18 protein-coding genes are annotated in these 23207 nt (G+C 60.7%); 10 read left to right on the forward strand and 8 right to left on the reverse strand.

What is annotated here, in order from left to right:
• Positions 1–62: 62 nt before the first annotated feature.
• From C6Y56_RS02260 to C6Y56_RS02270, 3 genes are read right to left on the reverse strand one after another with little or no spacing between them, the layout of a single operon-like run.
• The gene (locus C6Y56_RS02260) at positions 63–479 is read right to left on the reverse strand and encodes a hypothetical protein (protein WP_169428549.1); all 417 of its coding nucleotides are present in this window, start codon (positions 477–479) and stop codon (positions 63–65) included.
• Positions 476–1048 (reverse strand): type VI secretion system amidase effector protein Tae4, encoded by a 573-nt coding sequence (locus C6Y56_RS02265; RefSeq protein WP_127796710.1) that lies wholly within the window; start codon positions 1046–1048, stop codon positions 476–478. Before C6Y56_RS02265 ends, C6Y56_RS02260 begins: the two co-directional genes overlap by 4 nt.
• The gene (locus C6Y56_RS02270; protein ID WP_127796711.1) at positions 1048–1632 is read right to left on the reverse strand and encodes a PAAR domain-containing protein; all 585 of its coding nucleotides are present in this window, start codon (positions 1630–1632) and stop codon (positions 1048–1050) included. The genes C6Y56_RS02265 and C6Y56_RS02270 overlap by 1 nt, the downstream gene beginning before the upstream one ends.
• Before the next feature lie 232 nt (positions 1633–1864).
• On the opposite strand from C6Y56_RS02270, the gene C6Y56_RS02275 reads away from it, so the two are divergent.
• The gene (locus C6Y56_RS02275; RefSeq protein WP_085746455.1) at positions 1865–2704 is read left to right on the forward strand and encodes a 23S rRNA (adenine(2030)-N(6))-methyltransferase RlmJ; all 840 of its coding nucleotides are present in this window, start codon (positions 1865–1867) and stop codon (positions 2702–2704) included.
• Between the two features lie 49 nt (positions 2705–2753).
• Here the strand turns inward: C6Y56_RS02275 and msrA are convergent, their stop codons facing one another.
• The 5 genes from msrA to aceE form a co-directional block, all read right to left on the reverse strand.
• Positions 2754–3419 carry a peptide-methionine (S)-S-oxide reductase MsrA gene (msrA, locus tag C6Y56_RS02280; RefSeq protein WP_169428550.1) on the reverse strand — a complete coding sequence of 222 codons (666 nt, stop codon included), beginning with the start codon at positions 3417–3419 and terminating at the stop codon, positions 2754–2756.
• 105 nt (positions 3420–3524) lie between these two features.
• On the reverse strand, positions 3525–6221 hold the full coding sequence (locus C6Y56_RS02285; protein WP_169428551.1) for a putative bifunctional diguanylate cyclase/phosphodiesterase: 2697 nt from the start codon (positions 6219–6221) through the stop codon (positions 3525–3527).
• A 239-nt stretch (positions 6222–6460) separates the two neighbouring features.
• Positions 6461–7858: an alkaline phosphatase D family protein gene (locus C6Y56_RS02290; RefSeq protein ID WP_169432585.1), complete on the reverse strand. Its 1398-nt coding sequence runs from the start codon at positions 7856–7858 to the stop codon at positions 6461–6463.
• 278 nt (positions 7859–8136) lie between these two features.
• Positions 8137–10098 (reverse strand): dihydrolipoyllysine-residue acetyltransferase, encoded by a 1962-nt coding sequence (aceF, locus tag C6Y56_RS02295; RefSeq protein ID WP_169428552.1) that lies wholly within the window; start codon positions 10096–10098, stop codon positions 8137–8139.
• Between the two features lie 11 nt (positions 10099–10109).
• Positions 10110–12755 carry a pyruvate dehydrogenase (acetyl-transferring), homodimeric type gene (gene aceE, locus C6Y56_RS02300; RefSeq protein WP_169428553.1) on the reverse strand — a complete coding sequence of 882 codons (2646 nt, stop codon included), beginning with the start codon at positions 12753–12755 and terminating at the stop codon, positions 10110–10112.
• A 262-nt stretch (positions 12756–13017) separates the two neighbouring features.
• Between aceE and C6Y56_RS29355 the strand changes: the two genes are divergently transcribed.
• From C6Y56_RS29355 to C6Y56_RS02340, 9 genes are read left to right on the forward strand one after another with little or no spacing between them, the layout of a single operon-like run.
• Positions 13018–13143: a hypothetical protein gene (locus C6Y56_RS29355; RefSeq protein ID WP_255261909.1), complete on the forward strand. Its 126-nt coding sequence runs from the start codon at positions 13018–13020 to the stop codon at positions 13141–13143.
• Positions 13140–16079 carry a bifunctional [glutamate--ammonia ligase]-adenylyl-L-tyrosine phosphorylase/[glutamate--ammonia-ligase] adenylyltransferase gene (glnE, locus tag C6Y56_RS02305; RefSeq protein ID WP_169428554.1) on the forward strand — a complete coding sequence of 980 codons (2940 nt, stop codon included), beginning with the start codon at positions 13140–13142 and terminating at the stop codon, positions 16077–16079. The genes C6Y56_RS29355 and glnE overlap by 4 nt, the downstream gene beginning before the upstream one ends.
• 51 nt (positions 16080–16130) lie before the next feature.
• A complete protein-coding gene (gene waaF, locus C6Y56_RS02310; RefSeq protein WP_039766536.1) occupies positions 16131–17165 on the forward strand; it encodes a lipopolysaccharide heptosyltransferase II in 1035 nt (344 codons plus the stop codon).
• Between the two features lies 1 nt (position 17166).
• Positions 17167–18228 carry a lipopolysaccharide heptosyltransferase I gene (waaC, locus tag C6Y56_RS02315; protein WP_169428555.1) on the forward strand — a complete coding sequence of 354 codons (1062 nt, stop codon included), beginning with the start codon at positions 17167–17169 and terminating at the stop codon, positions 18226–18228.
• Complete coding sequence (locus C6Y56_RS02320; protein ID WP_169428556.1) at positions 18228–19349, forward strand: glycosyltransferase family 4 protein; 1122 nt, start codon at positions 18228–18230, stop codon at positions 19347–19349. Before waaC ends, C6Y56_RS02320 begins: the two co-directional genes overlap by 1 nt.
• Complete coding sequence (gene rfaP, locus C6Y56_RS02325) at positions 19350–20156, forward strand: lipopolysaccharide core heptose(I) kinase RfaP (RefSeq protein ID WP_169428557.1); 807 nt, start codon at positions 19350–19352, stop codon at positions 20154–20156.
• Positions 20156–20890 carry a lipopolysaccharide kinase InaA family protein gene (locus tag C6Y56_RS02330; protein WP_169428558.1) on the forward strand — a complete coding sequence of 245 codons (735 nt, stop codon included), beginning with the start codon at positions 20156–20158 and terminating at the stop codon, positions 20888–20890. The genes rfaP and C6Y56_RS02330 overlap by 1 nt, the downstream gene beginning before the upstream one ends.
• A complete protein-coding gene (locus tag C6Y56_RS02335) occupies positions 20887–21639 on the forward strand; it encodes a lipopolysaccharide kinase InaA family protein (RefSeq protein ID WP_169428559.1) in 753 nt (250 codons plus the stop codon). The genes C6Y56_RS02330 and C6Y56_RS02335 overlap by 4 nt, the downstream gene beginning before the upstream one ends.
• Complete coding sequence (locus tag C6Y56_RS02340; RefSeq protein WP_169428560.1) at positions 21639–23090, forward strand: lipopolysaccharide kinase InaA family protein; 1452 nt, start codon at positions 21639–21641, stop codon at positions 23088–23090. Before C6Y56_RS02335 ends, C6Y56_RS02340 begins: the two co-directional genes overlap by 1 nt.
• Positions 23091–23207: the final 117 nt, after the last annotated feature.

Below are 23207 nucleotides of genomic sequence, written 5' to 3' on the forward strand. Positions count from 1 at the left end.
CCCTTTCCAAAGATCCTTCCAACATCCGTTTTGGAAAGATCATTTAGTCAGGCGAGAAGATTTCAGTTTTGCAGATACTGATCCTGCGACTTGATGAAAGCGTCAAACTCCGGGGAGTTATAAATTTCCAGGCAAGAATAAAACACTATGTTTTTACCAGTCTGTTTGCTGGTAGAGGACGTTTTGAGGTAGGCGCTTGCCATGTATTTCTCAGTCTCAGCATACGGATCATGCGTGACCTCCAGCGTATCTTCATTCTGCAGTATCACGTGTTGCCCCTTGCCCATGGCCGAGTAGGCGCCAATCGCGAGTCCAAGATCCGATTTTATGTCGGACTCAGACTTGAATTGACTCGATATGCAGTTGGCGAGGCCATAATTCTTAAGTGAGATTCTTGCACTGTTTATTTCGGCCTCACCTGAAAGGGCACTTCCGGAAATACCCAGAATTCCTAGTGCGATGAGTAGCTGGAATTTCATCCCTTTAACTCCCAGAAGTTGATTTTTTCCAGCTTTACGTCTGGCCGGTCATAGGTATGGCTATCGGGACGATGGTAGTCGCTGTTGTCTCCGGTGGCGCTACCATTCCATAAAGTCGCATGGCCCGTCGCATCGCTCCATCCAGTGATCTCCATGATAATGACGCCCTTCTTGCCATTGATGAAGTCTGCGTTGCTCAGCGTCAACTCGTGATCGGGAGCCCCCCAATTGTGTTTCAGGAAAGCCAGAAAGTCCGCGACTTTCATGATGTAGGGGAGCTGATCCGCGCCGGCCAGACGATAGATGGATTTGCTGGGAATGATCGTTCCTTTCGGGATTTTGTAACCGCCGTAGTTGAATCCTCTGCTTATTCTCAGAGCGCAGGCGTTTGCATAGGCGTCCGGTTTTTCTGCTCTGGCAGCCTCGACATTGCCCCCGACAAGCGCATAAACATCTATTGAGCTTTTAAGACCGACCTCTGCGTAGGCAGTCCACAGCGTGCTGAATTTTGGTCTTTTGACGACGATGTTGGAGCTTACGCCGCCTGAACTGATATTGACCTGGGCCATTAGATCTCTCCTTCCATATCAAATGCTTCCCCTTGAAAAGCATTCGGGATGATCGCGATTCCTTTCGCTCCGACAGTGCCCGACAACGTCTTTTCTGTCGCGCCACTGATCGTGACAGTTACCGTTTCACCGGGTGAATAGCCGGATGTTTTTACATGAATATTCAGGTCGGTATAGAAGCGCGACACTGAATCCACGGGAGTTTGGCTTTCCCCGTACGAGAAGGTTATCCGTTGTATCGTTTTGGGCTTTGGAATAAGGCTACTTATCGCAGAGAAGCTCGCAGCACTATGTTCACCGCCACCATAAACAGACGATTGACCGAACAAGAGCGTGTTGGATTTTGGTGGACACCCGCAGGCGATGTAATCACCTTCGAGTGCAACTGGCCCGGCGGGTAATGTAACTGTTCGAGGGCCCACTGCAACGATAGGGCCTTTGCCTGCACTGCATGCCGGACAACTGGCCATGTGGCCGATGGAGGATGTGCTTACGGCGTAATCAATGTTGATTCCGGCGTTCCCTTCCAGGACTGCGCCGCCGGTTGAGGTCGGAGCGCCGATTCCGATCACCTTTCTTCCCATGTAAATGTCCCTCTTTACAGGTTTTAAGTGCGACCGATCTTCGCATTCCCTTTGTTCAAGGGACGAAGAGTATCTATGGCGAGTTGTTTCTTGATGTTGCTTTTGCCTTCGATCCCATCTGCCTCAGCTGGCTCTCAAGGATGTACCCGACAGCAAGACCACCCACTCAGCCCCCAACCCCTGACTTGCCGCCCGGTAAAAGGTAAACTTCACGGCCCTCGCAGGAGCAGCCATGAATTATCGTCACGCCTTCCATGCCGGCAATCACGCCGATGTGTTCAAACACCTGACTTTGACCCGCCTCATCGCTCTGATGTCGCGCAAGGAGCAGCCGTTTGCCTATCTCGACAGCCACGCCGGCATTGGTCTGTATGACCTGCAGGGCGATCAGGCCAACCGTACCGGCGAGTACCTGGAAGGCATCGCGCGGTTGTGGGATCAGCCGGATCTGCCGGCGCTGACCGCTGACTACATGAAAGTGCTGCACGAGATGAACCCGGATGGCCAGCTGCGCTATTACCCGGGCTCGCCGGAGCTGGCGCGGCGTCTGACCCGACCGCAGGATCGGGTGATGCTCAACGAGAAGCACCCCGAAGACGGCGTGCAGCTCAAGGAGAACATGGCCGGTGACCGTCGGGTAAAGGTGCATCTGGGTGAGGGCTGGCATGTCGCCCGCGCCATGTTGCCGGTGCAGGAGAAGCGCGCGGTGATGTTGATTGATCCGCCGTTCGAACAGCTCGATGAAATGCAGCGTTGTGCGGCGTCGATGAAAGAGGCAATCGGTCGGATGCGCCAGACTGTGGCGGCCATCTGGTATCCGGTGAAGGACCAGCGCGCACTGCGTCGTTTCTATCAGGATCTGGCCGGCACCGGTGCGCCGAAACTGCTGCGTGTGGAGCTGCTGGTGCATCCGCTGGACACGCCGAACAGCCTGAACGGTTCCGGGCTGGCGATTGCCAATCCACCGTGGGGGCTGGAGGAAGAGTTGCGTGAGCTGCTGCCGTGGCTGTCCAAGAAGCTGGGCCAGACCCAGGGTGGGTGGCAGATGGATTGGTTGATCGCCGAAAGCTGATCAGCCGTCAATCGCTCCCACGCTAAGCGCGGGAGCGATCAGGGTGGGCTTAGTTACCTGCCAGACTCGGTGGCATGCAAACGCCAGTGCCGCCAATCCCGCAGTAGCCTTCCGGATTTTTCGCCAGATACTGCTGGTGATAGGTCTCGGCGAAGTAAACGGTCGGCGCCTGTTCAATCTCGGTGCTGATTTCACCCAGACCCGCCTTCGACAACTCAGCCTGATAAACAGCCTTGCTCTTCAGCGCCGCCTCCAGTTGCTCCGGGTGGGTCGCGTAGATCACCGAACGGTACTGGGTGCCGATGTCATTGCCCTGACGCATGCCCTGCGTCGGGTTGTGCAATTCCCAGAACATTGCCAGCAGCTCTTCGTAGCTGACCTTGGCCTTGTCGAACACCACCAGCACCACTTCAGCGTGGCCGGTCAGGCCCGAGCAGACTTCTTCGTAGGTCGGGTTCGGCGTGTAACCGCCGGCGTAACCGACCACGGTGCTGACCACGCCTTCGCGCTGCCAGAAGCGGCGTTCCGCACCCCAGAAGCAGCCGAGGCCGAAGATCGCGAAATCGACGTCCTGAAAGAACGGGCCCAGCAACGGCGTCTCGGTGAAAACAAAGTGTTTTTCAGGCAGGGCCATCGGGGTTTCGCGGCCGGGCAGAGCTTGTTCTTTAGTCGGTAGCACGTTTTTGTTCACCAGAATTTCCGAGCGCAGAACCATGATCGTTCCTCTCAGTCAGGATGGGATGTAAAAAGTCTGACCGCCAGTGTGCCCAATGATGCCCAGTTAATCACCTGGCAAAGTGTGCGGATAGTGCCCTGTGAGTTACAGGCAGAGCGGGCCGCGGGGGTAGCGCTTGAGCGCCTGGATCAGCTCGCCGCCCGGAATCGGCCGGTCGAACAGGTAGCCCTGGCCGACGTCGCAGCGGTGACGGCGCAGGAACGCCAGCTGCTCGGCGGTCTCGATGCCTTCGGCCACGACCTTGAGTTTCAGGTTGTGGGCCATGGCGATCACGGCGGAGGTGATTTCCATGTCGTCCTGGTTGTCCGGGATTTCGTGGATGAAGCTGCGATCGATCTTGATGATGTCGATCGGGAATTTCTTCAGGTAGCTGAGCGACGAGTAGCCGGTGCCGAAGTCGTCCATGGCCAGGGTCAGGCCCAGGCGCTTGAGCTGGTCGAGCTGCAAGTGGGTGTCTTCGGTGGCTTCCAGCAGCAGGCCTTCGGTCAGCTCCAGTTCCAGCAGATTGGCCGGCAGCGCTTCTTCCTTGAGGATGTTGGCGATCGACGCCACCAGGTCCGGGTCGGAGAACTGCTTGGGCGACAGGTTGATCGCCACCTGCAGATTGCCCATGCCGGCGGCGGTCAGCGCCTTGCTCATGCGGCAGGCCTGGCGGGCGATCCACTTGCCGATCGGAATGATCAGGCCGGTTTCCTCGGCGACGCTGATGAACTGATCCGGGCGGATCATGCCGCGTTCCGGATGGTTCCAGCGCAGCAGCGCCTCCATGCCCAGCAGGCGCCCGCTGCGCAGGCACAGCTTGGGCTGGTAGAACACGTCCAGTTCGTTCTGGGTCAGGGCGCGGCGCAGGTTGTTTTCGACGAACAGCTTGTAACTGGCCTCGGCGTTCAGCGCCTCGGTGAACACCTGCACCTGGTGTTTGCCGTTGGCCTTGGCCTTGTGCAGGGCCAGGCCGGCGTTGCGCATCAGGGTCTGCGGGTCGCGGCCGTGCAGCGGCGCGCAGGCCAGGCCCACGGAGCCGGTGACGCTGATGAGTTGGTTGTCGACGAACATCGGTTTGTCGAGGGTCATCAGCAACTGACTGGCAATCTGTTGGCCGGCCTCAAGGGCGGTGTTGTCGAGCAATACCGCGAATTCATTACTGGCGAACCGCGCCAGGCTGCCGCTCGGGCTCAGGCTGTTGCGCAGGCGCCGGGCCAGACTGATCAACAGTTTGTCGCCGGTCTGGTGGCCGAGGCTGTCGTTGATCCGCTTGAAGTTGTCGATATCCACCAGCAGCAGGCTGATCGGGGTATCGCTGTCTCGGGCGAAGCGTTCATCCAGATTGCGGATAAATGCAGGCCGGTTACCGAGGTTGGTCAGGTTGTCGGTGTAGGCCAGGCGCTCAATGCGCTGCTGCGCCAGCTTGGTCTGGGTGATGTCTTCGTAGATGCCGATGTAATGCGTCAGCTCACGGTTGTCGCCGTAGACCTTGGAGATCGACAACTGGCCCCAGTAGGGTTCGAGGTTCTTGCGGCGGCTCTTGAATTCGCCTTGCCAGCTATTGCTTTTGGCCAGCGCGGAGGGCGCGTCGAACAGCAACTCGCTGAGGTTTTCCAGGGCCGGCAGCTCCGAGAGGCGCTGGCCGTGGACTTCCTCAGTGGTGTACTGGGTGATCGCGGTGAAGCTCGGGTTGACGTACTCGACCACGCCGTCGCAATTGACCAGCAGGAAGGCGTTGGCGCTTTGCTCGACCGCACGCTGGAACAGGTGCAGGGCGCTGGTGGCGATGCGGCGGTTGTGATTGTTGATGACCTGGGCGAACTGGTCGGCCAGTTCACCGGCAAAGGCGATTTCGTCGGACTGCCAGGCGCGGGTGACGCCGGTCTGCTCCAGACACAGCACGCCGACCACCTGGCCGTCGACGCGGATGCTGGCGTCGAGCATGGCGTTGACGTCGCGGGGGCGCAGCGCTTCGGCCATCTCGCGGGTACGCGGGTCGCGCATCGCGTTGTGCGCGTCGATGGCGCGGCTGCCGTGCAACGCGTCCATGTAATCGGGGAAGCCGCTGACGTCGAGCACCTCCGGCAGGATGTATTCCTGGGTGGCGCGGTGATAGGCGGAAATCGGCACCAGCTTCTGACCTTCGAGGTTCCACAGGCTGGCGCAGTCGATTTCGTAGATATCGCAGGCGCAGCGGGTGATCAGTTCGGCGGCTTCCTGCAGGGAGTTCTGGCTGCTGTAGCGCTGGCGGGCCAGCAGCAGGATCAGGTCCTGCTGGGCGCGCACCCGCTCCAGGTGCTGCAATTGCTCCTGCTGGGCGCGCTGGTTGAGCTCAAGGGCGATCTGCAGGCGCGAGTTCTGGGTTTCGAGGTCGACGCACGGCAGCGCTGGCGCTTCGTCAAATACATCGTCGACCGCCAGCAGGTAACCGCGCAGCAAATGACGGTTGTGCTGTTTGTAGGCCTCGCCGAGTTCGAGAATGCTCAGGACACCGGCGGCGGTGTGCAGGGTGTAGCGCACCATATAATGCGGGCTTTGGCCAAGCTGTTGCTGGATCGCGTCGTGCAGCTGATAGCGCGCTTCGGGCTCCATCAGGCTGGCGTAGGGCGAGCCGACCAGGGCGCAGAGTTCGACGGCCGGCTGGCCGAACTGGCGTTCGCAGCTGGGATCGAGAAACAGCATCGCCCAACTGGCTTCATTCAGGCGCTCGAAACGCAGCATGCCGAGCCGCGAGGGCACAGGCAACTGCGTCACTACCTCGGCCGCCATACGGCTGGCGGCATCGGGTTGGCTCTTCATGAAGGGAACTCGCTTGGAAATTTGCTGAACGCGCCGGGCTCTCGCCCTCTTTACTGTTGCCTGCGGCAAGGTTGCATCATTGCGGCACCGACTGACAAGAGACATGAAGGCCAAGTGCTATAAGAATATGTCGGCAACTGTGGGCATTTCTCCAGAGGGTGGTGGAAAGTAATGCGGGATCGCTCTGAAAGTACCGCTCCAGAGCTCTCTGGCGACCGGAACGGTAATGCCGCTGCATTTCAGCGAAGTGGAATGTCGATCGTTTGCAGGTGTCTGCCATCCCGGTCGTGGTAGTTGACCTGGATGTGCCCGGGCTCGACCACCATGTGCGCAAAATTGTCCTGGCTGATGACCTGGCTGGTCAGTTCGTGCCGATAGTCTCCCGTGTCGGTACGAACCAGCGGCTGATCGAGGATGAACGTCGCGGCCGTGGCATAGGGCAGCAGTTTGCTGTTGTGCAGCGGCGAAGAGACGATGGTGTGGATTTCGAATTCCGGGTCCTCGCTGTGGGTCAGGCGCGAGGTCAGCGAACCGTGCACGTCGCCGGAGATGAACACCACGTTCCTGATTCGATGCCGGCGGATGGTTTCCAGCAGCCGCAAGCGCTGTTGCGGGAAGCCCATCCAGGCGTCCTCGCCGTTCATTCTGCGATCCGGATAGAACATGACACTGGTAACCACAAACTTGACCCGTGCGGTGCTTTCGATCAGCCACTTGCACAAGGCGTGTTCCTGCTCTTCATCCAGAACGCGGCGGTTGTCGCTGGATAAGTGGCGACGGGTTCGACTATCGGTCACAAACCATTCGATATCGCCATCGCTGAATTGATACCAATAGTGCTTCAGCGAAGAATGCTCTACTTGGCCGTTAGTTGTGAGTGAACAGGCCGGACTGTGACTGGTTTGATAGATTTCGTAAGCCGCCATTGCATTGCGAAACAGTGTTTCATCGGCTGGGTCGGCATGACTTGGCCAGTTATCTTCTATTTCATGGTCGTCGAGAATCATGTAAGTCGAAGTGCCAGACATCAGTCGTTGAATATTGGGCTGGGAAAAAGCCGCGCGATACTTTGCAATGATCTCGTTATATTCGCGGTCGGGTGCAATCAGGTTCAAGTCATCGGCGTAAATCTGGTCACCGCTCATCATGATTGCGCTGACCGGTGGTTGTGCGCCTTCGATCAGTTGGCTGATCGAGGCGAAGATCCGGTCACCCAGCTGCGGCAATACGGGGATGCCGGCGGTCAGGCGCAGGTAGCGACACGAACCGAGGATATAGGCGCGTGGCTGTAAGGCCTGATCGCTGCGGGTACGCAGACGGTAAGTCTCCCGCGGCCATTGCAGCGGCAACTCCGCCACGCTTTCGGTGGTGTGGGCCGGACTCATCGGGCTGAACCATCCGGTCTGGTACTCGTAATCGGTGTCGGCGCTCAAGTTATCCAGAACCAGTACGCCAGACATATCACGTCTCGCGTCCAGTTTGATGAATCCTCCCGTGTGCCATTGTTTCGAATCGGTGGGTCGATAACGAATGCCGGCAAATACTGCAGCATTACTTTGAAATTCGCCGCGTATAAAAATGCGGGTCTGGTTAGTTGTTGCGTGACCCATGATGGGGCCGACAGTCGGCTTCTGCATTTTCGAATCCATTCGAATGAGTGTTAATTGAAAAGAAAGCGCACTGACTTTTATTGGCTAACTTTGGTGCGCAAAGATTAGTTGCCTGTGTATAAAAAATATCGACAGGAAGGGGACTTGGCTCGTGGCTGAAATCAGCAAGGCTTGTGGGAAAAATACGGCTGTCGGATATTTCAGGCAAAAAAAGCCCCGCCAGGTTGACGGGGTTGAGGTACGAGCGTGTGGCGCTCGAAAACGTGGAACGCGGTCGGCCCTCCGCTGCCGGAGGGCCGAGCGCTTTACAGCAGGATGGTGCGGATGTCCGCCAGCAGATCGCTCAGACGCTTGGTGAAGCGTGCAGCAGCGGCGCCGTTGATCACACGGTGATCGTAGGACAGCGACAGTGGCAGCATCAGTTTCGGCTGGAAGGCTTTGCCGTCCCAGACTGGCTGGATGGTTGCCTTGGAAACACCGAGGATCGCCACTTCCGGCGCGTTGACGATCGGCGTGAAGCCGGTGCCGCCAATGTGGCCGAGGCTGGAAATGGTGAAGCAGGCGCCTTGCATCTCGTCCGACGAGAGCTTCTTGGTCCGGGCTTTTTCAGCCAGGGAAGCGGCCTCGGCGGCCAGTTGCAGCAGGCTCTTCTGGTCGACGTTCTTGATGACCGGTACCAGCAGGCCATCCGGGGTGTCGACGGCGAAGCCGATGTTCACGTACTTCTTGCGGATGATCGCCTTGCCGCTTGGTGCCAGCGAGCTGTTGAAGTCCGGCAGCTCCTTGAGCAGGTGCGCGCAGGACTTGAGCAGCAGCGGCAGGATGGTCAGCTTGACGCCGGCCTTCTCTGCAACAGCTTTCTGTGCGGTGCGGAACGCTTCCAGCTCGGTGATATCCGCCGAGTCGAATTGCGTCACGTGCGGCACGTTCAGCCAGCTGCGGTGCAGGTTGGCAGCGCCGACCTGCATCAGGCGGGTCATCGGCACTTCTTCGATTTCGCCGAAACGGCTGAAGTCGACGACCGGAATCGGCGGGATGCCCGCGCCACCGGTTGCGCCAGCGGCAGCGGCCGGTGCTTCCTTGGCCTTCTGCATCATGGCTTTGACGTAAACCTGCACGTCTTCTTTCAGGATGCGACCGTGCGGACCGCTGGCGCCGACAGCGCTCAGCTCGACGCCGAATTCGCGAGCCAGTTGACGCACGGCAGGACCGGCGTGAACTTTCGCACCAGGCTTGGCTGGAGCAGCGGCCGGAGCGGCAGCAGCAGGTGCAGCGGCCGCCGGAGCAGCAGCGGCCGGTGCCGGAGCGCTCGGGGCAGCAGCGGCCGCCGGAGCCGGGGCAGCAGCCGGAGCGGCGCCTTTGACTTTCAGCTTGAGGATCAGATCGCCGGTGCCGACTTCGTCGTCCAGCTTGATGGAAACGCTTTCCACCACGCCGGCGGCAGGCGACGGGATTTCCATGCTCGCCTTGTCGGATTCCAGGGTGATCAGCGACTGGTCGGCTTCAACGCTGTCGCCAGCCTTGACCAGCACTTCGATGATCTTGGCCTTGCCGGCCGAGCCGATGTCCGGAACGTGGATGTCCTGAACGCTGTCGGCAACCGGTGCAGCCGGCGCGGCGGCAGGCGCCGGAGCAGCAGCGGCTGGAGCAGCAGCCTGGGCCGGAGCGGCAGCCGCAGGGGCCGCAGCACCCGCCACTTCCAGATCCAGGATCAGGTCGCCAGTGCCGACTTCGTCGTTCAACTTGACGCTGATGGCCTTGACCACGCCAGCGGCAGGCGACGGGATTTCCATGCTCGCCTTGTCGGATTCCAGGGTGATCAGCGACTGATCAGCCTCGACGGTGTCGCCGACCTTGACCTGGATCTCGATGATCTGGGCCTTGCCCGACGAACCGATGTCCGGCACGTGCACTTGCTGAACCGAAGCGGCAGCAGGGGCAGCGGCAGGCGCAGCCGGTGCAGGCGCGGCGGCCGGTGCAGCTTCAGCCTTGGCGGCAGGAGCGGCAGCCGGAGCAGGGGCCGCTTGCGCGGCGCCCTCGACTTCCAGCTCCAACAGTTCGTCGCCTTCTTTCAGGCGGTCGCCCAGCTTCACTTTCAGGCTCTTGATGACGCCGGCCTTCGGGGCCGGCACTTCCATGCTGGCCTTGTCCGATTCCAGAGTCAGGATGCTCTGGTCGGCTTCGATACGGTCGCCGACCTTCACAAACAGTTCGATTACTTCACCTTCACCGCTGCCGATGTCAGGTACGCGAATGAGTTCGCTCACAGAGTTTCTCCTCAGCAGTCCAGTGGGTTGCGTTTTTCCGGGTCGATGCCGAACTTGGTAATGGCCTCGGCCACGACTTTAGGTTCGATATCGCCACGGTCAGCCAGTGCTTCCAGGGCTGCCAACACCACGAAATGACGGTCGACTTCGAAGAAATGACGCAGTTTCTTGCGGCTGTCGCTGCGGCCGAAACCGTCGGTGCCCAGGACTTTGAATTCCTTGGACGGGACCCACTGACGGATCTGCTCGGCGAACAGTTTCATGTAGTCGGTAGAGGCGATGACCGGACCCTTGCGGCCGCTCAGGCACTCTTCGACGTAGCTGCGCTTAGGCTTCTGGCCTGGTTTCAGACGGTTGCTGCGCTCTACGGCCAGGCCGTCGCGACGCAGTTCGTTGAAGCTGGTGACGCTCCACACGTCGGCACCGACGTTGAACTCTTCACGCAGGATCTTCGCCGCTTCACGGACTTCACGCAGGATGGTGCCGGAGCCCATCAGCTGGACGTGGTGCGCCGCTTCGCGGGTGTCTTCTTCCAGCAGGTACATGCCTTTCTTGATGCCTTCTTCGGCACCGGCCGGCATGGCTGGCTGCTGGTAGGACTCGTTCATCACGGTGATGTAATAGAAGATGTCCTGTTGCTCTTCGGTCATCTTCTTCATGCCGTCCTGAATGATCACCGCCAGCTCGTAGCCGTAGGTCGGATCGTAGGTGCGGCAGTTCGGGATGGTGGCAGCCAGCAGGTGGCTGTGACCGTCTTCGTGCTGCAGGCCTTCACCGTTCAGGGTGGTACGGCCGGCGGTGCCGCCGATCAGGAAGCCACGGGTGCGGCTGTCGCCGGCAGCCCAGGCCAGATCGCCGATACGCTGGAAGCCGAACATCGAGTAGAAGATGTAGAACGGCAGCATTGGCTGGTTGTGGCTGGAGTACGAAGTACCAGCGGCGATGAAGGAGCTCATGGCACCTGCTTCGTTGATGCCTTCTTCAAGGATCTGACCTTTCTGGTCTTCCTTGTAGAACATCACCTGGTCTTTATCGACTGGCTCGTAGAGCTGGCCGACGGACGAGTAGATGCCCAGCTGACGGAACATGCCTTCCATACCGAAGGTACGGGCTTCGTCCGGGATGATCGGAACGATGCGCGGGCCGATTTCCTTGTCCTTGACCAGTTGCGCGAGAATTCGCACGAAGGCCATGGTGGTGGAAATTTCACGGTCGCCGGAGCCGTCGAGGATTGCCTTGAGGGTGTCCAGATCCGGAGTCGGCACGCTGAAGCTCTGTGCGCGACGCTGAGGGACGAAGCCACCCAGTGCGGCGCGACGCTCGGCCAGGTAACGGGCTTCGGCGCTGTTTGGCTCAGGCTTGAAGAACGGCAGGTTTTCCAGCTCTTCGTCTTTCACCGGGATGTCGAAGCGGTCGCGGAACAGCTTCAGGCTGTCGACGTCGACTTTCTTGGTGTTGTGCGCGGTGTTCTTCGCTTCGCCCGCACCGGTACCGTAACCCTTGATGGTCTTGGCCAGGATGACGGTCGGTTGTTCCTTGTGGTTGACCGCTTCGTGGTACGCCGCGTAGACCTTGTACGGGTCGTGGCCGCCACGGTTGAGTTTCCAGATCTCGTCGTCGGACAGGTCTGCAACCATCGCCTTGAGTTCAGGCGTGTTGAAGAAGTGTTCACGCACGAACGCGCCGTCTTTGGCTTTGTAGTTCTGGTACTCGCCGTCGATGACTTCGTCCATGCGACGTTGCAGGATGCCGTCGACGTCCTTGGCCAGCAGTGGGTCCCAGAAACGGCCCCAGATGACTTTGGTCACGTTCCACTGAGCACCGCGGAACACGCCTTCGAGTTCCTGGATGATCTTGCCGTTGCCGCGAACCGGGCCGTCGAGGCGCTGCAGGTTGCAGTTGATGACGAAGATCAGGTTGTCCAGCTTCTCGCGGCCGGCCAGGGAGATGGCGCCCAGGGATTCCGGCTCGTCGCACTCGCCGTCGCCCAGGAAGCACCAGACTTTCTGTTTGCCCGGCTGGATGAAACCGCGGTGTTCCAGGTACTTCATGAAGCGCGCCTGGTAGATCGCCTGGATCGGGCCCAGACCCATGGATACGGTCGGGAACTGCCAGAAGTCAGGCATCAGCCAAGGGTGCGGATAGGACGACAGGCCCTGACCGTCGACTTCCTGGCGGAAGTTGTTCATCTGGTCTTCGGAGATGCGGCCTTCCATGAATGCACGGGCGTAAACGCCTGGCGAGGTGTGGCCCTGGAAGTAGATCAGGTCGCCGCCGTGTTCGTCGGTCGGGGCCTGGAAGAAGTAGTTGAAGCCGATGTCGTACAGGGTCGCGCTGGAGGCGAAGCTGGAGATGTGACCGCCCAGGTCAGAATCTTTCAGGTTCGTACGCATTACCATGGCCATCGCGTTCCAGCGTACCAGCGAGCGAATGCGGCGTTCCATGAACAGGTCGCCAGGCATGCGTGCTTCGTGGGTAACGGGGATCGTGTTGCGGTAAGGCGTGGTGATGGCGTAAGGGAGCTGCGAACCGCTGCGGGTCGCCAGTTCACCCATACGGGTCATCAGATAGTGAGCACGGTCTTCGCCTTCTTTGTCGAGAACCGATTCCAGGGCGTCCAGCCATTCCTGGGTTTCGACGGGATCGAGGTCTTGCATGGCTTGCTCCAGGGCGGAAAGGCTTCCAGAATCGGTTGCCTGAGTTTGCGACTGGCCTTGTGGGCAGACGATTTAAAATTCTTGGATTGCCGACAGGTTGTTCCGGCGGCGTGTAGTTTTACTACAAATCATCCGGCATTTCAGCCTTTCGAATGTATAGACGAGTAGTAAAACTACAGATGAAAGGCTTGTGGCCTCCGGCTGCGTTGTGAGAATAATCGTTAAGGTTGGTCTTTGGCCATCCTAAAAAGGTGAAAGTTTGATGCTGGCTGCCAAAGAAAAAGAAATTTCAGCTATTTCTCACTTTTGTTCGACAGTCCTTCGCGTAGCGGTTTTTCAATCATCACTACAAGCGGCCATTTACACGCCGATCAAGGATAGACCATGACCCTGCCCGCGCTTGCCGAACTGCCCGCCATTCTCCTGCCGTTGGTCAGCCGATCCGAGCAGTCGTTCCGTACGGCCGTCGCTCAGCTTGAAGACGATCACGGCTTCTCCACCTGGACCCCGGAGCGCTGGGCGCAGTTCGCCCGCGTTACCGCCGCCAGCGATTTCGTGATTGAACAGAGTGTTCGTGACCCTTTGATGTTGCTGTCGCTGGTGCAGTCCGGCGAACTCGACCGGCCGTTCGCCCCCGGCGAGTTATGTGCGCAGATCGCTGCTGCGGCGACGGCGGCGCAGACTGACGATGAGCTGGGCCGCGTCCTGCGTCGCCAGCGCGCCCGGCATCAGGTGCGAATTATCTGGCGCGACCTGACCCGCCAGGCCGATCTGGTGCAGACCTGCCGCGACCTTTCCGACATGGCCGACGCCAGCATCGACCAGGCTTATCAATGGTTATATAGCCGCCATTGTCAGCAATTCGGCACGCCCACCGGCCGGCGCAGCGGCCTGCCGCAGCAAATGGTCATCCTGGGCATGGGCAAGCTCGGTGCGGTCGAGCTGAACCTGTCCTCGGACATCGACCTGATCTTCGCCTACCCCGAGGGCGGCGAAACCGTCGGCGTGAAGCGTGCGCTGGACAACCAGGAATTCTTCATCCGTCTCGGCCAGCGCCTGATCAAGGCCCTCGACCCGATGACCGTCGACGGTTTCGTGTTCCGCGTCGATATGCGTCTGCGCCCTTACGGCTCGTCCGGCGCGCTGGTACTGAGCTTCAATGCGCTGGAGCAGTATTACCAGGATCAGGGCCGGGACTGGGAGCGCTACGCGATGATCAAATCGCGAGTGGTGGCCGGCGATCAAGTGGCCGGTGCGCAGTTGCAGGAAATGCTGCGGCCGTTCGTGTACCGGCGTTATCTGGACTTCTCGGCGATCGAAGCGCTGCGCACCATGAAGCAGCTGATCCAGCAGGAAGTGCGGCGCAAGGGCATGGCCGACAACATCAAGCTGGGCTCCGGCGGCATCCGCGAGGTTGAGTTCATCGCCCAGGCTTTCCAGTTGATTCACGGCGGACGCGACCTGAGTCTGCAACAGCGTCCTCTATTAAAGGTGTTGGGCACGCTGGAAGGGCAGGGTTATCTGCCGCCTGCGGTGATCAGCGAGTTGCGCGAAGGTTACGAATTCCTGCGCTACACCGAACACGCGATCCAGGCGATTGCCGACCGCCAGACTCAAATGTTGCCTGACACTGCGCAGGATCAGGCACGCATCGCTTTCATGCTCGGTTTCGCCGACTGGGACGCTTTCCATGAAAAGCTGATGTTCTGGCGAGGCCGGGTGGCCTGGCACTTTGCGCAAGTGATCGCGGACCCTGATGAAGAAGAGGGCGCCGATTGCGAAGTGGTGGTCGGCGGCGAATGGCTGCCGCTGTGGGAAGAGGCGCAGGACGAAGAAGCCGCCTGCCGCCAACTGGAAGAGGGCGGTTTTGCCGACGCCACCAAAGCCTTGAAAGCACTGGCCGGTCTGCGCAGCAGTCCGCAACTGCGGGCGATGCAGCGTCTGGGGCGCGAACGCCTCGACGCCTTTATTCCGCGCCTGCTCGCTCAGGCAGTGGAGCATGACAATCCGGATCTGGTGCTCGAGCGGGTCCTGCCGCTGGTCGAAGCGGTGGCCCGGCGCTCGGCTTATCTGGTGTTGCTGACGGAAAACCCCGGCGCGCTGCGACGCTTGCTGACGCTGTGTGCCGCGAGCCCGTGGATCGCCGAGCAGATCACCCGTTTCCCGTTGCTGCTCGACGAATTGCTCAACGAAGGTCGCCTGTTCAAGCCACCGCTGGCACCGGAGCTGGCCGCCGAGCTGCGCGAGCGCCTGACCCGCATTCCGGAAGACGACCTCGAACAACAGATGGAAGCCCTGCGCCATTTCAAACTGGCGCATCGCTTGCGGGTCGCCGCCTCGGAAATCGCCGGCAGCCTGCCGTTGATGAAAGTCAGCGACTACCTGACCTGGCTCGCCGAAGCGATTCTGGAGCAAGTGCTGGCCCTGGCCTGGCGCCAGACCGTGGCCAAGTACGGCACGCCGCTGCGCACTGACGGCACGTTGTGCGATCCCGGCTTCATCATTGTCGGTTATGGGAAAGTCGGCGGGATCGAGTTGGGGCATGGTTCGGACCTGGACCTGGTGTTCATCCACGACGGCGATCCACAGGCGGAAACCGACGGGGCGAAACCGATTGATGGTGCGCAGTTCTTTACCCGGCTCGGCCAGCGGATCATTCACTTGCTGACGGCGCAGACCAACTCCGGCCAGCTGTATGAAGTGGACATGCGTCTGCGGCCATCCGGTGCATCCGGGCTGTTGGTGAGTTCGCTTGGCGCGTTCGCCCGCTATCAAGAAAATGAAGCGTGGACGTGGGAGCATCAGGCCCTGGTGCGGGCGCGGGTGCTGGTGGGCAGTCAGGATGTCGGCCAGGCGTTCGAGAAAGTACGGGCCCAGGTATTGGGCAAGACGCGGGATCTGGCGAAGCTGCAACAGGAAGTGAGCGAGATGCGCGCCAAGATGCGCGACAACCTCGGCAGCAAGAGCACGGCCGCCGGTACGGGGGCGAATGCCTTCGAGGCCACGGCGCCGTTCGACCTCAAGCAGGACGCCGGAGGTATCGTCGATATTGAATTTATGGTGCAATACGCGGCCCTGGCGTGGTCGCAAAGCCATCCGCCGCTGCTGCGCTGGACGGACAATATCCGCATTCTGGAAGAGCTGGAACACGAAGGGTTGATGCCCGTCGAAGACGCCAGCCTGTTGCGCGAGGCCTACAAGGCCTACCGTTCCGCAGCCCACCGGCAGGCTTTGCAGAAGGACGCCGGAGTGATACCGGGCGACCAGTTCGCGGACGAACGGCGGCAGGTGATGCGGATCTGGCGAGAGCTGGGGCTAAGCTGATTCTCGAGACGGGGAGGCGTAAGGCCTCCCCGGTTCGTTTATGGAAACCACATGAATATTCTGATCGTTGGGCCCAGTTGGGTCGGTGACATGGTGATGGCGCAGACACTGTTTCAGTGTCTCAAACAGCGCCACCCGCAGTGCGAAATCGACGTGCTGGCCCCCGAGTGGAGCCGGCCGATCCTCGAACGCATGCCCGAAGTGCGCAAGGCCTTGAGCTTTCCGCTCGGCCACGGCGCGCTGGAGCTGGCGACCCGCCGGCGGATCGGCAAATCCCTGGCCGGCCAGTACGACCAGGCGATCCTGCTGCCGAACTCGCTGAAGTCGGCACTGGTGCCGTTTTTCGCCGGCATCCCGAAACGCACCGGCTGGCGTGGCGAATTCCGCTACGGCCTGCTCAATGATGTGCGCACGCTGGATAAAGAACGTTATCCGCTGATGATCGAACGTTTCATGGCACTGGCCTACGAGCCGAACGCCGAACTGCCGAAACCTTATCCGCGCCCGAGCCTGCAAATCGACCCGGTCACCCGCGAGGCCGCATTGGCCAAGTTCGGTTTGACCCTCGATCGCCCGGTGTTGGTGCTGTGCCCCGGCGCTGAATTCGGTGAGGCCAAACGCTGGCCGTCCGAGCACTACGCCAAGGTCGCCGAGGCGCGGATTCGCGAGGGCTGGCAGGTCTGGCTGTTCGGTTCGAAGAACGATCACGCGGTGGGTGAAGACATCCGCGCGCGGCTGATTCCGGGCCTGCGCGAAGAATCCGTGAATCTGAGCGGCGGCACGTCGCTGGCCGAGGCCATCGATTTGATGTCCTGCGCCGACTCGGTGGTCTCCAACGATTCCGGCCTGATGCACGTGGCCGCTGCATTGAATCGCCCGTTGGTGGCGGTCTACGGTTCGACCTCGCCGGGTTTCACCCCGCCGCTGGCCGAGCACGTGGAAATCGTCCGTCTGGGCCTCGATTGCAGCCCCTGCTTTGACCGCACCTGCCGTTTCGGCCATTACAACTGCCTGCGCCAGCTGATGCCGGACGCGGTCAACGATGCCTTGCAGCGTTTGCAGGGCTCTGTGGTCGAGGTTCATTAAGTTGCGGGTATTGCTGATCAAGACTTCATCGCTGGGCGACGTCATTCACGCGTTGCCGGCGCTGACCGACGCCGCCCGGGCGATTCCCGGGATCAAGTTCGACTGGGTGGTGGAGGAAGGTTTCGCCGAGATTCCGACCTGGCACCCGGCCGTGGGCAACGTGATTCCGGTGGCGATCCGCCGCTGGCGCAAAAATATCTGGAAAACCATCACCAGTGGCGAATGGAAGCGCTTCAAGCAGTCCGTTCGGGCGAACAAATATGACCTGGTGATCGACGCCCAAGGTTTGCTGAAAAGCGCCTGGCTGACCCGCTACGTCAAGGCCCCGGTGGCCGGTCTCGACAAAGGTTCCGCCCGGGAACCGATCGCCGCGCGTTTTTATGACCGCAAACTGGCGGTGGCCCGTGGGCAGCACGCCGTCGAGCGTGTGCGCCAGTTGTTTGCCATTGCCTTGGGTTACGACTTGCCCAAAGGCCTGGGCGATTACGGCCTCAACGTCGAGCGTCTGGTCGAATTGCCACGCAAGAATGCCTACGTGGTGTTCCTCCATGGCACCACCTGGGACACCAAGCACTGGCCGGAAGCCTACTGGCGCGAGCTGACCGAGCGTGTCGGTTATCTCGGTGTCGGGATCAGGCTGCCGTGGGGCAACCCGCTGGAGAAAGCCCGGGCCGAGCGCATCGCCGCCGGTTTCAAACACGCCGAAGTGCTGCCGAAACTGAACCTGGCCGGGGTCGGCAAGGTGCTGGCCGGCGCCCAGGCCTGCGTTGCGGTGGACACCGGTCTGGGCCATCTCGCTGCGGCGCTGGACGTGCCGACGATTTCCCTGTTCGGCCCGACCAATCCGGGCCTGACCGGCGCCTACGGCAAGCTGCAGATTCACCTCGGCAGCGATTTCCCGTGCGCGCCGTGCCTGCAAAAGAAATGTACGTATCAACCGACCGCGCAGGATGCCCGTCAGTTTGACCTGAAACGCGAGTGGCCCCTGTGCTTCACGCGTCTGAATCCCGAGCGTGTTGCCAGCCGACTGAGCACGTTGTTGATGGCTGAGGAGCTGCGCTGATGCAATTGGCTTTTGTCCTGTACAAATATTTCCCGTTCGGCGGCTTGCAGCGCGACTTCCTGCGCATCGCCCTCGAATGCCAGAAGCGTGGCCACAAGATCCGCGTCTACACCCTGATCTGGGAAGGCGACGTGCCGCCCGGTTTCGAAGTGCTGGTGGCGCCGGTCAAGGCGTTCTTCAATCACCGCCGCAACGAAAAGCTCAGCGCGTGGATGGAGGCGGACCTGGCCAAGCGACCGGTGGATCGCCTGATCGGCTTCAACAAGATGCCGGGGCTGGACGTCTACTACGCCGCCGACGGCTGCTTCGAAGACAAGGCGCAGAACCTGCGCCATTCGCTGTATCGCCGCTGGGGCCGCTACCGCCACTTCGCCGAATACGAGCGTGCAGTGTTCGCCAAAGACGCGAAGACCGAAGTGCTGATGATTTCCGAAGTGCAGCAGCCGCTGTTCATCAAGTATTACGACACACCGCTGGAGCGCTTCCACCTGCTGCCGCCGGGCATCGCCCAGGATCGCCGCCGTCCGGCGGATGCCGACCAGATTCGCGCCGGTTTCCGCGCCGAATTCAATCTGAAGGACGACGAACTGCTGCTGGTGCAGATCGGCTCCGGGTTCAAGACCAAGGGCGTCGATCGCAGCCTGAAAGCGCTGGCCGCGTTGCCCGCCGAGCTGAAGAAACGTACCCGGCTGTTTGTAATCGGCCAGGATGACCCCAAATTGTTCCAGATGCAGAGTGCAACATTGGGTCTGGGCGATAACGTGACGTTCCTCAAGGGGCGCAGTGATATCCCGCGTTTCCTGCTCGGCGCCGATCTGTTGATTCACCCGGCGTACAACGAAAACACCGGTACGGTGCTGCTTGAAGCGCTGGTCGCCGGGTTGCCGGTGCTGGTCAGCGCGGTCTGCGGCTACGCCCATTACATTGCCGAGGCCGATGCCGGGCGAGTGCTGGACGAACCGTTCGATCAGACGCAACTGACGCAGTACCTGACTGACATGTTGAACGACGACGCTGCACGGGCGGCCTGGAGCCGCAACGGTCTGGCCTTCGCCGAGACGGCCGACCTCTACAGCATGCCGCAGCACGCGGCCGATGTGATTCTGGCGGAGCACGCATAAATGAAGTTGATGCTGGCTGAACCGTTCAAGAGCCTCTGGGCTGGCCGCGATGCATTCGCGGAAGTCGAGGGCTTGCAGGGCGAGGTGTACCGCGAGCTGGAAGCCCGCCGGACTTTGCGCACGGAAGTCGACGGCAACGGATTTTTCGTCAAGATCCACCGTGGCATTGGCTGGAGCGAGATTTTCAAGAATCTGCTCACCGCCAAGCTGCCGGTGCTCGGTGCGGGCCAGGAATGGAAGGCTATCCAGCGTCTGCAGGAGGTCGGTGTGCCGACCATGACCGCTGTTGCGTACGGCGAGAAGGGCAGCAATCCGGCAGATCAGCATTCATTCATCGTCACCGAAGAGCTGGCGCCGACCATCAGTCTTGAAGACTTCAGCATCGACTGGGTCAAACAGCCACCGCAGCCCAAGCTCAAGCGGGCGCTGATCGCCGAGGTCGCGCGCATGACCGGCATGATGCACCGCGCCGGGGTCAACCACCGCGACTGCTACATCTGCCACTTTCTGCTGCACACCGACAAGCCGGTGACCCCGGAAGATTTCAAACTCTCGGTCATCGACCTGCACCGCGCCCAGACCCGTCCGGCGATCACCCGGCGCTGGCGCGACAAGGATCTGGCGGCGCTGTATTTTTCCGCGCTGGACATCGGCCTGACCCGCCGCGACAAGCTGCGCTTCCTCAAGGGCTATTTCCAGCAACCGCTGTGCCGGATCCTGGCTGAAGAAGCACCGTTGCTGAGCTGGCTCGAAGGCAAGGCCAACAAGCTCTACGAGCGCAAGCAGCGATACGGGGATGCGCTCTGATGGCGGGTTGGAATCTTGAGCCCGAATACAACGATCTCGCAGCGGATTTCGGCAGCCTTGAAGCGGTGTTTGCGCTTGAAGGCGAGCGTCTGACCCGCGACCCGTTGTCCGAAGTCATTCGCGTGCAGCGCAACGGCGTCAACTATTACGTCAAACGCTACTCCGGCGCCGGCAAGGGCTTGCGCCGTTACCTGGGCAAGCCCCGGGTGAAGATGGAGTGGCAGAACCTCAAGCGCTTCGCCAAGTGGGGCATTCCCACCGCCGAAGTGGTGGCCTGGGGGCTGGAGCGCAACGGCATAGCCTACGATCGCGGGGCGATGATCACCCGTGAGCTGCCCCGCACCGAGGACCTCTCGGCATTGGCCGAGCGCAATGACCCCAAGCTGAGAAATCACAGTTGGGTCGACGGCATCAGTCGGCAACTGGCCGTCTATACCCGGACGATGCACGATCATCGCTTTACCCATAACGATCTGAAATGGCGCAACCTGCTGATCGACGATCAGGCACAGCTGTTTCTCATCGATTGCCCGAACGGCGATTTCTGGCGCGGTTTCTGGCTCAAGTACCGGATCACCAAGGACCTGGCCTGTCTCGACAAGGTTGCCAAATATCACCTGTCGAACACCCAGCGCCTGCGCTTCTACCTGCAATACCGCCAGCGTGACCGGCTCAATGCCGCCGACAAGAAACGGATTCGTCACGTGGTGAGATTTTTCGAGGGACGCGAATGACTGATTTTCTCGCCGCTGAAGACCGTGCGCTGTTGGAGCGCCACGGCCTCGGTACTTTCGACGCGCTGTGGGCCAAACAGCTCGACGCGGTGGATGAGCCGAACACCGACGGCGGCGGTTGGAGCAGCGTGTTCCGCCTCGAACTCGAAGGTCATGGTTATTACCTCAAGCGTCAGAGCAATTACCTGACCCGCACGCTGCATGCGCCGTTTGGCGAGCCGACGTTTGCCCGGGAATTTCGCAATATCAGCCGCTACCGCTCGCTCGGGATTCCGGCGCTGCAGGCGGCGTTTTTCGGTCAGCGCAACGTCGCGGGCGAAGTGCGCGCGCTCCTGCTGACCCGGGCGCTCGACGGTTGGGATGATCTGGATTCGCTGTTGCAGCGCTGGTCGGACCTTGAGGCATCGCAGCAGTCGGCGATTCTCAAGGCCTGCGGTCAGCTGGCCCGGCATCTGCACGGTGTGCGTCAGGTGCACGGCTGCTTCTATCCGAAGCATATTTTCCTGCGGGCCGAAGGCGCCGGTTATCAGGCGCAACTGATTGATCTGGAAAAGACCCGCCCTCTGCTGTTCGGTCAGCGGGATCGGGTCAAGGACCTGGAGCCGCTGCTGCGTCGTGCTCCGGAATGGAGCGATGCCCAGTTGCGCGAGTTGCTGGCGGCGTATCTCGATCAGTCGGTCGACAGTTCGCTGGTCGACAGCTGGGTCACGCGGCTGACCGCGCGGCGCAGTCGCAAGGAGACGCGTTGATGCAGTTGTCCGAACTGAAAAACGCCGGACGCACGCCGAGCCTGCCTCTGACCGTTGGGCTGGCTGATGCGGCGGGCCCGGCCGATCTGCAATTGCTCAGTCTGTTGCGGGTGTTGCCGGGGCAGCGTTATGTCGGTGCGGGCGTGTGGCGCGGTCGTCCGGTGCTGGCAAAGTTGTTGGTCGGCAGCAAGGCGGCGCGACATTTTCAGCGTGAACTGGAAGGCGTGAAGCTGCTCGCTGCCCAAGGCATGACCACGCCGTTGCTGCTGGCCGATGGCTTGAAGGACGGCGAGGGTGGCTGGCTGCTGTTCGAGTTCCTCGAAGGTGCTGAAAGTCTGGGCGATGCCTGGAACAAGGTCGAATCCTTGCCGGTGCTGGCGGATGAGCAATCGGCAGTGCTGGCCGAAGCGCTCGGCGCCATTGGCCAGTTACACGGCAAAGGCCTGTGGCAGGAAGACCTGCACCTGGACAACCTGCTGCGCCACGGTGGCCAGTTGTATCTGATCGATGGCGCCGGCATCTGTGCGGAAAATGCCGGCCAGCCGTTGTCCCGTCAGAAAGTGCTGGAAAACCTCGGGGTGTTCTTCGCCCAGCTGCCCAAGTCGCTGGAGCCGTTCACCGAAGAATTGCTGGTGTATTACCTGCTGAGCAACAGCGAGCACGCGTTGCCGCTGGAAGCCTTGCAGAAGCAGATCGACAAGGTGCGCGCCTGGCGGCTCAAGGATTTCCTGATCAAGGTCGGTCGTGAATGCACGCTGTTCAGCGTGCGGCGCGGGGCCTTCGGTCTGCGGTCGATCCGTCGCGAGGAAGAGTCCGCGATGCTGCCGGTGCTGGAGCAGGCCGATGCCTTGCTCGATCAGGGTCATTTGTACAAGACCGGCGGCGCGGCGAGCGTCGGCAAGATCGAAGTGGCCGGGCGTGCGCTGGTGATCAAACGTTACAACATCAAAGGGTTTGCTCATTGGCTCAAGCGCTTCTGGCGCCCGAGCCGCGCCTGGCATTCCTGGCGCGAGGGTAATCGCCTCGCGTTCCTCGGTATCGCCACGCCCAAACCGCTGGCGGTGCTGGAAACCCGGTTTTTCTGGCTGCGCAGCAAGGCGTATCTGATCACCGAGTACCTGCCCGGGCCTGACATCATCGAGCGCTTTGCGCCGTATGTTGAGAGCGGCGCAGCGCCGGAAGCCGAGTTGCAGGCGCTGGATCAGCTGTTTGCGCGGTTGATTGCCGAGCGCATCAGTCATGGCGATTTCAAGGGCCACAACCTGTTCTGGCATGAGGATCGCTGGGCGCTGATCGATCTGGATTCGATGTGCCAGCACGGTTCGGCGGGCAGCTTTGCTCCAGCCTATGCCCGGGATCGCGCGCGGTTCATGCGCAACTGGCCCGAGAGCAGTGCGCTGTATCAGGTGATCGATCAGCGTTTGCCCAAGGATGCATTGGGCGCTGTGTGATTTATTTCGCAAGCCGGTAAGGCGTTTCTGCAATGGAAATCGGGTAAGGCATGTGACGACAAATTCTTGTGATTTGTCCTACGGCCTTACCAGAACCCATGAACTGCCCCGTATAAG

Origin of the sequence: Pseudomonas fluorescens (genome assembly GCF_012974785.1) — a bacterium.
Classification (GTDB): domain Bacteria; phylum Pseudomonadota; class Gammaproteobacteria; order Pseudomonadales; family Pseudomonadaceae; genus Aquipseudomonas; species Aquipseudomonas fluorescens_BT.